At 69.8% G+C, this 14506-nt stretch carries 17 protein-coding genes; 9 read left to right on the top strand and 8 right to left on the bottom strand.

The window, feature by feature from the left end:
* Positions 1 to 12: 12 nt before the first annotated feature.
* The 3 genes from ACWC97_RS04365 to ACWC97_RS04355 all read right to left on the bottom strand — a co-directional run bounded on the left by ACWC97_RS04365 (position 13) and on the right by ACWC97_RS04355 (position 1793).
* Positions 13 to 783, bottom strand: a complete 771-nt coding sequence (locus tag ACWC97_RS04365) for an IclR family transcriptional regulator (protein WP_385202650.1) — start codon at positions 781 to 783, stop codon at positions 13 to 15.
* Between the two features lie 246 nt (positions 784 to 1029).
* Positions 1030 to 1239, bottom strand: a complete 210-nt coding sequence (locus tag ACWC97_RS04360; protein ID WP_352274013.1) for a DUF5326 family protein — start codon at positions 1237 to 1239, stop codon at positions 1030 to 1032.
* Positions 1240 to 1475: 236 nt separating this feature from the next.
* The gene (locus tag ACWC97_RS04355) at positions 1476 to 1793 is read right to left on the bottom strand and encodes a cupin domain-containing protein (protein ID WP_450647345.1); all 318 of its coding nucleotides are present in this window, start codon (positions 1791 to 1793) and stop codon (positions 1476 to 1478) included.
* A 68-nt stretch (positions 1794 to 1861) separates the two neighbouring features.
* Between ACWC97_RS04355 and ACWC97_RS04350 the strand changes: the two genes are divergently transcribed.
* The 6 genes from ACWC97_RS04350 (at position 1862) to ACWC97_RS04325 (ending at position 7080) form a co-directional block, all read left to right on the top strand.
* Positions 1862 to 2239, top strand: a complete 378-nt coding sequence (locus tag ACWC97_RS04350; RefSeq protein WP_352274015.1) for a phage holin family protein — start codon at positions 1862 to 1864, stop codon at positions 2237 to 2239.
* Positions 2240 to 2309: 70 nt separating this feature from the next.
* A complete protein-coding gene (locus ACWC97_RS04345) occupies positions 2310 to 3434 on the top strand; it encodes a cystathionine gamma-lyase (RefSeq protein ID WP_450647343.1) in 1125 nt (374 codons plus the stop codon).
* A gap of 317 nt (positions 3435 to 3751) precedes the next feature.
* Complete coding sequence (locus ACWC97_RS04340; protein WP_352274017.1) at positions 3752 to 4231, top strand: NUDIX hydrolase; 480 nt, start codon at positions 3752 to 3754, stop codon at positions 4229 to 4231.
* Between the two features lie 269 nt (positions 4232 to 4500).
* Positions 4501 to 5370 (top strand): GNAT family N-acetyltransferase, encoded by an 870-nt coding sequence (locus ACWC97_RS04335; RefSeq protein WP_352274018.1) that lies wholly within the window; start codon positions 4501 to 4503, stop codon positions 5368 to 5370.
* A 65-nt stretch (positions 5371 to 5435) separates the two neighbouring features.
* Entirely contained in the window at positions 5436 to 5888 is a 453-nt protein-coding gene (locus ACWC97_RS04330) for a GNAT family N-acetyltransferase (protein ID WP_352274019.1), read from the top strand.
* Between the two features lie 28 nt (positions 5889 to 5916).
* Complete coding sequence (locus ACWC97_RS04325) at positions 5917 to 7080, top strand: winged helix DNA-binding domain-containing protein (RefSeq protein WP_450647340.1); 1164 nt, start codon at positions 5917 to 5919, stop codon at positions 7078 to 7080.
* 113 nt (positions 7081 to 7193) lie between these two features.
* On the opposite strand, the gene ACWC97_RS04320 is transcribed toward ACWC97_RS04325, so the two are convergent.
* Together ACWC97_RS04320 and ACWC97_RS04315 are read right to left on the bottom strand one after the other, a co-directional pair.
* Complete coding sequence (locus tag ACWC97_RS04320; protein ID WP_450647338.1) at positions 7194 to 8582, bottom strand: serine hydrolase domain-containing protein; 1389 nt, start codon at positions 8580 to 8582, stop codon at positions 7194 to 7196.
* Positions 8583 to 8735: 153 nt separating this feature from the next.
* On the bottom strand, positions 8736 to 9758 hold the full coding sequence (locus ACWC97_RS04315) for a hypothetical protein (protein WP_450647336.1): 1023 nt from the start codon (positions 9756 to 9758) through the stop codon (positions 8736 to 8738).
* Positions 9759 to 9798: 40 nt separating this feature from the next.
* Here ACWC97_RS04315 and ACWC97_RS04310 point away from each other — a divergent pair, with 40 nt between their 5' ends.
* Positions 9799 to 10248, top strand: a complete 450-nt coding sequence (locus tag ACWC97_RS04310; RefSeq protein ID WP_450647335.1) for a DUF2087 domain-containing protein — start codon at positions 9799 to 9801, stop codon at positions 10246 to 10248.
* Positions 10249 to 10291: 43 nt separating this feature from the next.
* On the opposite strand, the gene ACWC97_RS04305 is transcribed toward ACWC97_RS04310, so the two are convergent.
* Positions 10292 to 10720 (bottom strand): SgcJ/EcaC family oxidoreductase, encoded by a 429-nt coding sequence (locus tag ACWC97_RS04305; RefSeq protein ID WP_450647333.1) that lies wholly within the window; start codon positions 10718 to 10720, stop codon positions 10292 to 10294.
* 164 nt (positions 10721 to 10884) lie between these two features.
* On the bottom strand, positions 10885 to 11298 hold the full coding sequence (locus ACWC97_RS04300; RefSeq protein ID WP_450647332.1) for a DUF4345 domain-containing protein: 414 nt from the start codon (positions 11296 to 11298) through the stop codon (positions 10885 to 10887).
* A 105-nt stretch (positions 11299 to 11403) separates the two neighbouring features.
* On the opposite strand from ACWC97_RS04300, the gene ACWC97_RS04295 reads away from it, so the two are divergent.
* Both ACWC97_RS04295 and ACWC97_RS04290 read left to right on the top strand, forming a co-directional pair.
* Positions 11404 to 12024, top strand: a complete 621-nt coding sequence (locus ACWC97_RS04295) for a TetR/AcrR family transcriptional regulator (RefSeq protein ID WP_450647330.1) — start codon at positions 11404 to 11406, stop codon at positions 12022 to 12024.
* A 215-nt stretch (positions 12025 to 12239) separates the two neighbouring features.
* Positions 12240 to 12806, top strand: coding sequence for a dihydrofolate reductase family protein (locus ACWC97_RS04290; RefSeq protein ID WP_450647328.1), 567 nt, complete (start codon positions 12240 to 12242; stop codon positions 12804 to 12806).
* A gap of 142 nt (positions 12807 to 12948) precedes the next feature.
* On the opposite strand, the gene dnaB is transcribed toward ACWC97_RS04290, so the two are convergent.
* A complete protein-coding gene (dnaB, locus tag ACWC97_RS04285; RefSeq protein WP_385202691.1) occupies positions 12949 to 14427 on the bottom strand; it encodes a replicative DNA helicase in 1479 nt (492 codons plus the stop codon).
* Between the last annotated feature and the right edge of the window lie 79 nt (positions 14428 to 14506).

The following is a 14506-nucleotide window of genomic DNA, read 5'->3' as shown; positions in this document are numbered from 1 at the left end:
AGGAGTGATTTTTCAGATACTGATAGAGAACACGAACGAACGCAAGAGGTTGGCGACTTCGCCACGTAGTTGTTCGACTGCGGGGAGCAACCGGCTTTCCTGCTCCAGTGGTAAGGAAATCGCCATCGCCGCAGCGGTGAATCCCGCGGCGATGGGGATCGCCGCGCAGACCGTCCCCAGCGCGTACTCCTGCCGTTCGATGACGGGCTCCATCCGTTCCAGCGACCGGAGCCGTTCCAGGAAGGACGCGCGGTCCCGCAACGAGTAGCGGGTCAGCGGACGCAGAGGGTGACGATCCAGGTAGTCCTCACGGGTCTTCTCGTCGAGTCGGCTCAGCAGACACTGGCCGATCGCATGCGCATGGCCGGTCTCCCGGAAGGACCCCGACGCGGCGACGGCGGGGGCGTCAGGGGAATCGGCGACCGCGACGAGGTCGATCTCGCCCTCGCGGTAGACGGCGCAGTAGACCGGTGCTCCGATGATGTCGCGCCAACGCCCCAGCGCTTCGGCCATCTTGCCGCGACGGCCCTGCCGGGTCTCCACGCCGATCAGCCGCTGGGCCGCGGTCCCGATGACGAAGACGCCGTTCTCCCGGCGTAAGTAGCCTTCGTGCGTCAGGGTCCGCAGCAGGTGGTAGGCCGTGGGGAGGGGCAGTCCGGCCTCTCTGGCCAGCTGCTTCGCGGGCGCCCCGCCGTGGTGGGCGACCACGGCTTCCAGCAGTCTCAGCGCTCGCTGCACCGATCCGATCAGCGTCGGGGCAGCAGCCCTCGATGCCGTGGTCAACAGTCACCCCCAGGCATGGTGACGGGTGGTCGTCCCGCCTGTGGGGGCCGCCCCCACGGGCTGCCGCACGGCTGGAGTCCGGGGGCCGAACGTCGTACGAACCCACTGATTCAGTGTGGTGACGGGCTGTTGACTCACCGGTGGCGACAGCGAATTGTCACTGTATAGGCCGGGTCCGCGAGGGATGTTTCATTCGCTCGCTACTTAGCTCACCTGGGCTAACATCCCGGCCGGTCTCCGATCGTCCTACCAGTCGCCACGCGAGGAGGACGACATGAACTTGCGTACGACGAAGACGAGCCCGCCGACCAGGATCACGAAGATCAGGATCTTGAAGAGCAGACCGATCACGAATCCGATCACGCTGGCGATCAGTCCGCCGAACACGACGATCGCGATCACCGGTACCGCGATCCACTTCACCCACCAGGGCATTCCCGCGAAGATCTCCCGCATGGCCATCGTCCCTACCTCTTCTCCTCGGATTTCCTGCTTCCGATGCTAGAGGCGCGGACGGGGCTGCCAGAGGGGCCACGGCCCTTGAAGTCCCCTGATCGATCCCTGAGGGATCCCTGAGACCGGCCCCCGGGCCGTGACCTCCCCGTTTTGCCCCGGCCGGGTTCCGAAACCGTTTCCGGGCCGGGCTCCGGGCCCTGATCCTGCGGCCCGGCCCTGCGGCCCGGCTCCCCGGCTCAGCTCTCCGGCGGGGAAAAAACCACCATCACGCGGAGGTCCTCGGTGATGTGGTGGAACTTGTGGGCGACCCCGGCCGGTACGTAGACCACGCTGCCCCGGCCCACCTGTGTGGTCTCCATGCCGACCGTGATCGAGCCACGGCCACTGACGACGAGGTACACCTCGTCCTGCTGGTGCGGCAACTGCGGGTCGATCTCACCGGCGTTCAGCGCGTACAGACCGACGGACATGTTGCGTTCCTTCACGAACTGCAGATACGCGCCGTCGTTCGCGGCGCGCTCCGCCTCCAGCTCGTCCAGTCTGAATGCCTTCATGGCCGATGTGCCCCTTGCCTCTGTGCTGCCGGTGTCCGCCACCGATCTCGTCTGCCACGATCAGACACATGAAGAATTTCGTAGTCAAGACGATCGCCAACGCAGGGGCGCTGGCCGTGGCCATCTGGCTGCTCCAGGACATCACGCTGTCCGGGGGCAGCACCGGACGCAAGGCACTGACCCTGATCCTGGTCGCGCTGCTCTTCGGCCTGGTGAACTTCGTGGTCAAGCCGATCGTGAAGCTGCTGACCCTGCCCCTGTTCATCCTCACGCTCGGGCTGATCACGCTGGTGGTCAACGCGTGCATGCTGCTGCTGACCTCGTGGCTGGCCGGGAAGCTCGACCTGAGCTTCCACGTCTCGGGATTCTGGACCGCCGTACTCGGCGGTCTGATCATCTCGATCGTCTCGTGGGCCCTGAACATGATCCTTCCCGACGACGACTGAGCCGGCCCCGTCCGGCAGCGGGCGGCCACTGTCCCATCGGGGAGAAACGCACGAGGAACGAGGAAGCGGAATGGACAGCACAGGCGACGGAACCAGAGCGGTACGGGCCGGCCTCCCCGAGCCGGAACAGTTCGAGCCCACCCTGCCCGGCCCGGTCTTCGCCGCACACTTCCACCTCTCCGGCGAGCCCGTCGGCCCGTACACCTACGGCCGGGACACCAACCCGACCTGGACCCTCCTGGAGCGGGCCATCGGCGAGCTGGAGGCGCCGGGGGAGTCCGTCGAGACCACGGTCTTCGCCTCCGGGATGGCGGCGATCTCAGCCGTACTGCTCTCCCAGGCACGTACCGGCGACGTGGTCGTGCTGCCGGACGACGGCTACCAGGCCCTGCCGCTGGTTCGGGAGCAGCTGGAGGCGTACGGCGTCGAGGTGCGGACCGCGCCGACCGGCGGCGATGCCCAGTTGGCCGTTCTCGAGGGGGCGAAGCTGCTGTGGATCGAGACCCCGTCCAATCCGGGCCTCGATGTCTGCGACGTGCGTCGGCTCGTCGAAGCGGCGCATGCGGCCGGCACGCTGGTGGCGGTCGACAACACGCTCGCCACTCCGCTCGGTCAGCGCCCGCTGGAGCTTGGGGCGGACTTCTCGGTGGCCAGCGACACCAAGGGGCTGACCGGGCACGGGGACATCCTGCTCGGCCATGTGACCTGCCGCGATGCCGCTCTGGCGGCGGGGGTGCGGCGCTGGCGCAAGGTGGTCGGCGCGATCCCCGGCCCCATGGAGGCCTGGCTGGCGCACCGGTCACTGGCCACGCTGGAGCTGCGCGTCGACCGGCAGTGCGCCACCGCGCTGACCCTGGCGGAGGTGCTGGGCGACCGGCCCGGCGTGACCGGGCTGCGGTATCCCGGGCTGCCCACCGACCCCTCGTATCCGAACGCGGTCCGGCAGATGCGACGCTTCGGTTCCGTGGTGTCGTTCGTCCTGCCCGACCGCGAGCGGGCCGAGCGCTTTCTCGCCGAGCTGCGCCTGGTCGACGACGCGACGAGCTTCGGTGGCCTGCGCTCCACCGCCGAGCGCCGCGCCCGCTGGGGCGGTGATGCCGTGCCCGAGGGTTTCATCCGCTTCTCCGTGGGTGCCGAAAACGCTCCGGACCTGATCGCGGACGTACAGCGGGCGCTGGACATCGCGTTGGGATAGGCGAGCACGGGCGGGTCCGAGCCTCTCCCCTCATCGCTCGGGCCGCCCCGGCTCCCCGGGGAAGAGCCGTATGGACAAGGTTGGTCGCCCCTCCACCGGCGCACTTGCCGCAGGCGACACAGGCCGGTTGAGACATCCGCCCGTGGACGGGCCTGGAGCGTCGCGTGGACGGGAGGGCGGGGCGTGAGCCTGCCTCTGCTGCGGACCCGCTTCCTGGCCGCGCGCGGGCCGGCTCGCTCGCCCTGCCGCACATCGGGCGGGCGGCACGGCATCACCCCCGGTGTTTCAGAACCGGTCGGGCGGGCCACTCTCTTGCCATGACCGAACGCCCTGTGGTCAAGCGCACCGCACGCGCCATCCTGCTCGACGGCGATGACCTGATCCTGATCAAGCGCACCAAGCCGGGGGTCGATCCGTACTGGCTCACACCGGGCGGCGGGGTCGAGCCCGAGGACGCCACCGTGGTCGACGCCCTGCACCGCGAGGTGGACGAGGAGCTCGGCGCGAGGATCACCGATGTGGTCCCCTGCTTCGTCGACACGGTGGAGCACATCGAGGGCGGCGGGGTGAAGGGCGTCAAGGTCCAGCACTTCTTCGTCTGCCGGCTGGAGTCGATGGATCCGTCCCGGCGGCACGGCCCCGAGATCGAGGATCCCTGCGGTGAGTACGACATCGTCCGGGTGCCGTTCAGCCGGATGGGGATCGCCGCCGTCCACCTGGTCCCGCTGTCGCTGCGGCACTACCTGGACGGCAACATCGAGGGCGTACGCGCCATGCACGCGCCCGACCTGGGCTGATGCTCCGAGGGCCGCTGATCCGCCGGGGCGGTCGCAGCGGATGCTCCGGCCGGGGCTCCGGTCAGCGCCTGGCGTGTCCCGGCCGGAGCACGCCAAGCGCCTGATCCTCCGGCCGAAGGAGCGGCGGCGCCGGGAAGTACGCACGGCGACGTCCACCGCCAGGCGCCCGCCGCACGTTCCAAGCTGCCTGTTTCACGTGAAACGGCTCAATCACCAGGAACCGGTAAAGGGGTGGACGCGCGGATGCCACGTCGGTAAGCCTGGCCCTCATGCCCAGTTCACTGCCCCGCCCGCTCGCCGAACTGCCCGTCCGGCGCCTCACCCGGAGCGACCTGGTCGCCTGTGCCGATCTCTGCGAAGACCGCGGCTGGGCACGTGACGAGCGGAGGTGGGGGTTGCTCCTCGCCGCCGGAACCGGTTACGGGATGGACGACCCCGGAGGCGAGGGGTTGATGGCCAGTTGTGTGGTGACCTCCTACGGCCCGGACCTGACCGCCGTCGGCATGCTGCTCGTGGCGAACCGGTACGCGCGGCAGGGAATCGCCCGGCATCTGATGGACCGGGTGCTCGCCGAGCACGGGAGCACGCCGCTCAGCCTCTACGCGACCACTGCGGGACAGCCGCTCTACGAACAGCTGGGCTTCGCGGTCGTGGGCAGCGCCCAGCGCGTGACCGGCCGCTATCTGCCGGGCGGTGAGCAACCCTGCGACGCGACCGTTCTCCCGGCCACGGCGGAGGACCTGCGGGCGATGATCGAGCTGGACTCGAAGGTCTTCGGTACCGACCGGACCCATCTCCTCGCCCGGCTCCCGGCCTTCGCCGACCACATCCGGGTCGCACGGGTGCGGGGAGAGATCGTCGGGTACGCGGCGCTCTGGCCGAGCGGCCGGGTCCATGTGGTCGGGCCACTGATCGCCCCCGACACGGACACCGCCGAGGCGCTCGTCGCCGCACTCGCTGCGGCCACGGATCTGCCGCTGCGCGCGGACATCGACGCACGCCACGGCGATTTGCTGGACCGACTGGAGCGGCGCGGACTGCTGCCCTCCTCCGCGACCACGCTGATGACGCTCGGAGCCCCGGATCTTCCGGGCGACTGGACCCGCCGATACGCCCCGCTGACGGTGGCGACGGGCTGATCCATCGACGTCCACGCGGGCGGTGCGTCCAGCCCCGCCCGCGTGACCTGCGTACCCTGCCGATCATGACCGAACTCGACATACGACCCGCCACATCCGACGACATTCCGGCGATCGTCGCCATGCTCGCCGAGGATCCGCTGGGCGAGCAGCGTGAGTCACCGGATGACCTCGGCATCTACCTCGCCGCGTTCCAGCGGTTGGCGGACGACCCCAACCAGCGGCTCGTCGTCGCGGTACGCGAGGGCCGGGTGGTCGGCACCCTGCAACTGACGCTGATCCCCGGAATCTCCCGGCGCGGCGCGACCCGCACGATCATCGAGGCCGTACGCATCCGCGCCGACGAGCGCGGCAGCGGCTTCGGTACCCTGCTGATCGAATGGGCAGTGGAGGAATCCCGGCGTCTGGGCTGCCAGTTGGTCCAGTTGACGTCGGACGCGAAGCGGACCGATGCCCATCGTTTCTACGAGCGGCTCGGCTTCACCGGCAGTCACGTGGGGTTCAAGCTCGCCCTCTGACTCCGTCCGTCGACCCGGGAGGCCGGCCGTGTACCGCATCAGCGACGAGCAACGCAGAATCCGGCTCGGCCGGCGCCACCTTCTGGCCACGTCCGCACGGGCCGCCTCCCCCGTGTCCGTGGCCAGGGCGGTCGTCGCGCTGCACGCCACCGACGCCGCCACCGTCTACCTCTCCGCCTGTGCGCGGCTGGCCGAGGCGGGCACGGCCCCGGTGGAGCAGGCCCTCTACGAGGACGTCTCACTGGTCCGCCAGCTCTCCATGCGGAACACGCTCTTCGTCGTCGACCGGGAACTCGCCCCCTGTGTCGACGCCACGAACGCCCGGATGGTGGCCGCCAAGGAGCGCAGGACCTTGCTCAAGCACCTGGCGGACGACGGGAACGGCCTGGACGAGCGCTGGCTGGCCGATGCCGAGCGGCAGACCCTCGCCGCACTCGCCGACCGGGGGACCGCCACCGGTTCCGAACTCTCCGCCGCCGTCACCGTGCTGCGTACGAAGATCACCATCTTTCCGGGCAAGAGGGCGGAGACCGTACAGGGGGTCGCCTCCCGTGTCATCCGGGTCCTGGCAGCCGAGGGGCGCATCCGCCGGGATCGCCCACGCGGTTCCTGGACCTCCAGCCAGTTCCGCTGGACGGTGTCCGAACCCTGGCCCGTCGAGGAGCCCGAGCAGGCACGGGCGGAGCTGGCACGGCGCTGGCTCCGCTCCTACGGCCCGGCGACCGAGGCCGACCTCAAGTGGTGGACGGGCTGGTCCCTGGGTCAGGTGCGCACGGCCCTGGCAGCCGTCGATGCCGAGCGGGTCCTCCTGGACGGCGGGACCACGGGATGGGTACTGCCGGAGGACCTGGACCCGGAACCGGCCACCGAGCCCTGGGCCGCGCTGCTCCCGGCTCTCGACCCGAGCGCGATGGGCTGGGCCGACCGGGGATTCCATCTTCCGGCCGAGCACCGGGAAGCCCTCTTCGACCGGTCCGGCAATATCGGCCCGTCCGTGTGGTGGAACGGTCGGATCGTGGGCGGCTGGGCCCAGCGGGCCGACGGTGAGCCGGTCTGGCGGCTGCTCTCCGATGTCGGCCGGGATGCTTCCGCCGCGATCGAGGCCGAAGCATCCCGGTTCTCCCGGTGGGTGGGCCCGGCGCGGATCACACCGCGCTTCCGAACCCCGCTGGAGCGGGAGTTGACCTCCTGAAGCCTGCGGATCCGTCGTCGCGGAACGCCTGGCCGGGCACCGCCCCGTACGGCCGGGCTCGGCACAGGACTCCCGTTTCACGTGAAACAGAGCGTTCCACGTGAAACGCGCGATCAGTCGCCCAGGCCGCGCCATCCGCTCGCGTCCACGCCGCCGGGAACGGCCGCAGCCGGGTCGTACGGCTCCCGGGTGAAGACGAAGGACCCCAGGTCGAGATGGTTGACGCTGCCGTCGTCGTTCCGGACCACCCGCAGGATCTCCCCCGCGTAGTAGCCGTCCAGCCCCGTCCAGGTGCCGTCGCCCTCGGGGACGAACCGGGCGCCGCGACCGGCACCGCGCATCGGTGCGATCTCCAGCCCGCCGCCCGGCGTCAGCCGCAGCACGTTCGCGCGCGTGCCCCAGTACCAGGGGCCGGTGAGCGCCAGGAGATCGGTGTCCACCTCGGACTCGGCCAGCGGGCGCCAGGGCTCCGGGATACGGGGCTCGGCCTCGGCCACGATCCCGACGAGCTCGGCGGCAACCTCGCCGATCGCCAGCCCCGCCGTCGTATTGGTGAGCGCGACGGCCGCCACATCGTCCTCGGCGCTGATCCACAGCGTGGCCAGGAACCCCGGCAGTGAGCCGGTGTGCCCGAAGAGCGTGCGGTCACCGTCCCGGGCCAGCTGGACCCCCAGACCGTAACCGGACTGCCAGTCACCTGGCCCGGTCGGCGCGGACGGCTTCCGCATCTCCTCCACGGAGTCGGCGCAGAGGACCCGGTCGTCCCCCTCCATCAGGAAGGCCGCGAAGCGCAGAAGGTCGTTCGTCGTGGACCAGAGCTGCCCGGCCGGGGCCATCAGCCCGAGGTCCTCGGCCGGTTCCGGCAGCATGACATCGGCCCAGGGGTGCACGGCCCAGCCGCCCGCGTGCGGGGCCTCCGGCTGGAGACTCGTGCGGTGCATACCGAGCGGCTCCAGGATCTCGTTCCGCAGCGCCTGCTCCCAGCTCGTTCCGCGGACTTCCTCGACCAGGGAGCCCAGCAGCGTGTAGCCGGGGTTCGAATAGTGGAACCGGTGGCCCGGGACGTGCATACGGGTCTGCTCGCCCAGCACATCGGGCAGTTCGGGACGCAGGGCGCCCGGCGTCCGCTCCCACCAGGGACCGGGGGACTCGGCAGCGAGCCCCGCACTGTGGCCGAGCAGCTGATGGACCGTGACGTTACCGACGTCGGTGCCCGGGAGGTGCTTCTCCAGCGGGTCGTCCAGGTTGAGCAGACCTTCGTCGCGCAGCCGCAGCACGAGCACCGCGGTGAAGGTCTTGGTGAGGGAGCCGATTCTGAACTGGGTGTCGCCGTCCGGGGCATGACCGTCCACGCAGCTTCGGGAGCCGCTCCAGACGACCTGCCCCTGCCGCTGCACGGCGGCGACGAGCGAGGGCGCGCGGCCCTCCGACTGTGCGACGGCGATGCGGTGCAGCAGGGCGCGGCGCGTACCGGGGAGCAGCTGTTCGGGTTTGGAGATCATGGTCAAGAACTACCTGGAGAACCGAGCGGTGGCGACCTCATTTGCCGTTCCGGGCCCGGGACGGGACCGGTCCGGAAATCAGCCGGGGTCGGCCCCGGATCGACCCCGGCCCGGGACGGGGCTCCGGAGCGTCCCCGGGCCCGGCAGAGGTGTTCAGTCCTCCCAGTCCTCCCCGTCACCGCCGCGCATGCCGCGCCAGCCTGCGATGTCCGCCAGTGCGCTGCGCGCCAACTCCGCGTACTGCACCGGGCATTCCCACAGCTCACGGAGGGACAGCTCGGCCGGAACGGGAGTGTCCGGGTGATCGTCCGGCGCGTACAGGTGGAGCACCGCGCGGGACCGGCTCCGGGTGGTGCTGTCCACGGCGGACCAGGGGTGCTTCGGGTGGTCGCAGCTGACGTCCGGGTCGACGGTGGCGAAAGCGGCGGCCAGGTCCCGAGCGTAGGACGGTGGCAGTCCCCCGTACGACTGGGCGACCCCCATCCACAGGCACAGGAACACTCCGAGCCGCTCCGTGTCCCGCAGTTGTCCGGAGAGGAGGCGCCGGGCCGACCAGAGCGCGACCGGGCCGGCGTTGCCCTCCCACGTACGTTGGATGGCTTCCTGCATGGCGACGATGTCGATACCGCCGCCCTCACCGAGGAACCGCGCGTCGAGAGAGGAGACATCGATGCTGCCGAAGATCTCCTGGTACGCCTCGCTCATCCGGTCGGCCGCCCGGTCGGCGAGTTCCGCGAGGAGGCCCTCGCAGTCGAACACCGCCAGGTCCTCGTCCTCCAGGTCGTAGTCCTCGGCGAGGACCGACCGCCCGGCCCCGGTCAGCAGACTGACCCCGGCCTCGACCCCGTACTCCGAGTCCAGGCCGGTGGGGTGGGCCCCGGCCTGGCAGGTACAGACCGTGGGGTCGAGCGTGTCGCGGAAGCCGTCCAGGACCTCCGTGTACGACGTGAAGAGGGACTTGTTGAAGACCCTGGCCGAGGCGTACCAGCAGGTCGCGTAGAGGAGGATCACGTACCCGGTCCGCTCCCGGCGCCCCTCGGGGGTGTCCTGGCGGCCGACCGCCTCCGCCGCGTCCCCGACAAGCGCGATGAGGGCCTCCTCCGGATCGACGTAGGGATAGTCGCAGACGATTCCGGACAGGTCGGAGATCAGCTCGCTATGGTCATCGGTCAGCACTGGCGTCACTTCAGTCACATCTGGATCTGACGATCACGCTGTGCACGACGGTTCCCCACCGCTGCTTCGGCCAGGGGCGGCAGGGCGGCGGGCCCGGCGCCGAGCCCGCCGCGGAGCACGAAAACGAGTACCTGCGCCTCTCCCTCGTCGACAACACTGCACGCGATGGACGAGGACGACGAGCGACGCGTCGGACGAACCGAATCGAGGTACGGACTCCCTGCTGCGGACCTTCGTCGACGGCGACCGGCTGCTCGGCCTCCCCTCCCGGATCGGCCGCCGCCGCGCCGTTCTAACCCACCTCGCCCAGCATGCCTTCCGCCCCGGCGAGCGCTACCCCGAGCAGGCGGTCAACGACATCCTGCGCCAGTGGAGCGAGGGCTCCGGCACCGACCATGTGGCCATCCGCCGCTACCTGGTCGAGCTGGACATCGTCGACCGGGCGGACGGCCTCTACTGGCTGCGCGCCGAGGCGGGGACGGGCTCCTGAACCCTGTTGCCGACTCCCCCGGAAACCGGCCCCGGTCCGGCGGTCACCCCGTACGGTCGACGGCCATGTTCTGGCCCGCCGCGATGTACCAGCCGTCGGCCCGCTTGGCGACCACGTAGAGCGCCGCTCCCCCGGGGCCGTCGACAGCGTCGCCCGCGCTGTCGAGGGGGGTCTGCACCACATTCACCGCGATCACGTCCGGGGCCACCGCCAGCATCTTGACCACGTCGTACCGGGCGAAGGAGTCGCTCAGGAAGCTCTTCATCGCCACAGCGCTGAACTCGGCGATCTCCTCCCTGCCGTCGAGGCGCGTGCCCTTCGCATTGGTCCAGGACGTGCGCTCGGTGTACTGCCCGCCCAGCGCGACCGGGTCCTTCGCGTTGAACGCTTCCTCCAGGCCCTTCACCACACCGATCACCGCGTCCTGGTCCTCGGTGGAAATCGTCCCCACTACAAGAATGCCGCTCGTCATGGCGGTGTCCTCTCCGTATCGACATCGTTCAGGTGGTGGCGGCGTCCGGCGCCCTCACCCACCCAACAACCTCGACAATGGTTGAGGTCAAGCCGCTGGAACGGCCCTGCGGATCGGCGCGGCCACGCGACAGGGTCGGCCCGGCGGTCGTACGCGCACGCCGCTCACCGCCCGGCCGCCGCGACCTCCGGCCCGCCGTGCCGGGGCCGCTCCTCCGCGTCGGCCAGCCAGAAGAAGACCGGGGGCAGGGCGAGTTCGAGCACGGTCAGCACGATCTGGAACCAGTGCGGCCGGCCGTGCTCGGCCAGCGAGAGCAGCCGCCCCACGCCACCCAGCAGGAAGACTCCCGCCAGCCATCGCACCGCACGGGCCGGAACAGGGCGCTGTCGCGCGGCCCACAGCCACGCCAATCCGTAGCCGACGAAGCTGGCCCCCATGAACCGGCCCCAACTGTCGATCGTCGGACCGGCCGAGCCGGCCCCGGGAATCGCCGCGTTCCCCAGGAGCACGTGATACAGACCGATCGCCACGCAGGACCAGCCCATCAACCGCGTCAGCACGCGCAGAACATTCGCCATGACCCCTCCGAACCCTGCCGGTCCAGCCCGATCGGCATGCGTCTAGTTGACATGTGTCTACTAGACTGGATGCGCTAGTAGACACATGTCAAGTAGCCTTCCTCCGTGCCTCCCCGCCAACGGCTCGACCCCGCCGACCGCCGTGCCCAGCTCCTCGGAGTCGGGTCACGGCTCTTCGCGACACATCCGTACGACGAAGTCCTGATGGAGGAGGTCGCCGAAGCGGCGGGCGTCTCCCGTGCCCTGCTGTACCGCCATTTCCCCACCAAGCACGCGCTCTTCGCGGCCGTCTACCAGCAGGCCGCGGATCAGCTGCTGGCCGAGACCCGGCTCGACCCCGCCGATTCCCTGGTGGAACAGCTCGTCCAGGGCATGGAGGTCCATCTCGACTACTTCGTGGCCAACCGCCACGCCGTCCTCGCCGCGAACCGGGTCCTCGCGGGCGACCCCGTGATCCAGACGATCATGACGAACGAACTGGACGCGCTCCGCTCCCGGTTGCTGGCCGTACTGCCTCTCGCCGACGAGGGCGCGCGCGAGGCGGTCTCGGGCGTCCTGAGGAGCTGGCTGGTCTTCGTCCAGGTCCTCTGCGTCGACTGGCTCACCCACGAGACCTGCACCCGCACCCAGTTGCGGGACATCTGCGTCGGCGCGGTTCTCGGCGCGCTCCGGCCCCTGCTCACCGAGGATCCGGCCCCTGGCTGGGCACCGTCCCAGAACGGCTGAGTCCTGGATCCTCGGGATCTTCCGACCGGCACCGTACGCCCCTTCCCGGCTCCCCGCGAGGGCGAGCGGGCCGGTCGAGCACGCCACGCAGAGCCAGGACTGAGCCAGGGTAAAAGCCCGAGTACGAGGACCAGCGGCGAGCCCGGATCGCGCACCGATGACTTTCCCGCGCCACGCCGGTCCATACGCCGGACACTCCGGACGAAAGGCTGACCATGCGGAAACTGATCTACGGCATGAACCTGACCCTGGACGGCTACATCGCCGCCGCCGGTGACGACATCGGCTGGAGCGGACCGCCGAGCCAGGAGCTGTTCCGGTGGTGGCTCGAACACGAGCAGGCGAACGAACTGTCGCTGTACGGGCGCAAGCTGTGGGAGACGATGAGCTCCTACTGGCCGACCGGCGACCAGCAGCCCCACGCCACCCCGGCGGAGATCGAGTTCGCGCGGAACTGGCGGGACACACCGAAGGTGGTGTTCTCCTCGACGATCGACGAGGTCGGCTGGAACAGCCGCCTGGTCAACGGCGACGCGATCGCCGAGATCACCCGGCTCAAGGCCGAGGACGGCGGACCCATGAACATCGGCGGCGCGACACTCGCCGGGGCGGCCATGCGCGCCGGACTGATCGACGAGTACGTGATCGCCACCCATCCGGTCCTGGTCGGCGGCGGCACGCCGTTCTTCACCACTCTGGACAGCTGGGTGAACCTGAACCTGGTGGAAACGCGCGCGTTGCCCGACGGCGTGATCATGACCAGGTACGAGACGAGGCGCTGAGCGTCTTCCCGCCGTCCCACGGGCCGGCCGCTGACGTTCGCCTGCGGGCCCGGGACGTGCGGCGGGACGATCGCCGCAACGGCGAGCAACACATCCGGGCGGCCCGACCTGCCGGTCCCGGGTTCCTGGCAGCAGGGCACGGTCAGGTCTGTGCCATGTCCACGAAACGGGAGTAGTGGCCCTGGAAGGCGACGGTGATGGTGGCCGTGGGGCCGTTTCGGTGCTTGCCGACGATGATGTCCGCCTCGCCGGCCCGCGGGGACTCCTTCTCGTACGCGTCCTCGCGGTGCAGCAGGATCACCATGTCGGCGTCCTGCTCGATGGAGCCGGACTCACGCAGGTCGGACACCATCGGCTTCTTGTCCGTGCGCTGCTCGGGGCCACGGTTCAGCTGCGAGAGCGCGATCACCGGGACCTCCAGCTCCTTGGCCAGGAGCTTGAGGTTTCGGGACATGTCCGAGACCTCCTGCTGGCGGCTCTCGGAGCGCTTGGAACCGCCGGCCTGCATCAGCTGGAGATAGTCGATGATCACGAGCTTGATGTCGTTGCGCTGCTTGAGCCGTCGGCACTTCGCCCGGATCTCCATCATCGACAGGTTGGGGGAGTCGTCGATGTAGAGCGGCGCGGTCGACACCTCGGGCATCCGGCGGGCCAGCCGCGTCCAGTCCTCGTCCGTCATCGTGCCGGACCGCATGTGGTGCAGGGCGACCCGGGCCTCGGCGGACAGCAGACGCATGGCGATCTCGTTGCGGCCCATTTCGAGGGAGAAGATGACGCTCGGCAGGTTGTTCTTGATCGACGCCGCTCGCGCGAAGTCCAGGGCGAGCGTCGACTTACCCATGGCCGGACGGGCCGCGATGACGATCATCTGGCCGGGGTGCAGCCCGTTGGTGAGAGCGTCGAGGTCGGTGAAGCCCGTGGGCACACCGGTCATCTCGCCACTGCGCGAACCGATCGCCTCGATCTCGTCGAGCGCGCCCTCCATGATGTCGCCCAGCGGCAGGTAGTCCTCACTGGTGCGCTGCTCGGTGACGGCGTAGATCTCGGCCTGCGCGGAGTTCACGATGTCGTCGACATCGCCGTCGGCCGCGTATCCCATCTGCGTGATCTTCGTACCGGCCTCGACGAGCCGCCTCAGCACCGCCCGCTCGTGGACGATCTCCGCGTAATACGAGGCGTTGGCCGCGGTCGGCACGGACTGGACCAGGGTGTGGAGGTACGGCGCGCCGCCCACCTTGGTGATCTCGCCGCGCTTGACCAGCTCGGCCGCGACCGTGATCGGGTCGGCCGGCTCGCCCTTGGCGTACAGGTCGAGGATGGCCTGGAAGACGGTCTCGTGCGCGGGGCGGTAGAAGTCGTGGCCCTTGATGACCTCCACGACCTCGGCGATGGCGTCCTTCGACAGGAGCATCCCGCCGAGGACGGACTGCTCCGCGTCGAGATCCTGCGGCGGCACCCGCTCGAAACCGGAGGAACCTCCGTCCCAGCCGCCGCTCTCCCGCCCGCGTTCGTGCTGCTCGCCACGGCTCTGGTCACCGGCACGGCGCTGCCGGGAAACAGGCAGACGATCACTGGGACCGGACTCGGCCCAGGGGTCGTCCAAGGGCTCGGGGATACTCACCGGGCCTCCTCCTCCCGTCCGCTCCGCGGACCTCGCCATGCCACTCCTTCTTACGGCACAGCACCGACAAACAAGACGC

It is taken from the genome of Streptomyces sp. NPDC001108, from assembly GCF_053598535.1.
Note: the sequence above shows the minus strand (reverse complement) of the source record. Positions and strands in the feature narration are given on the sequence as shown.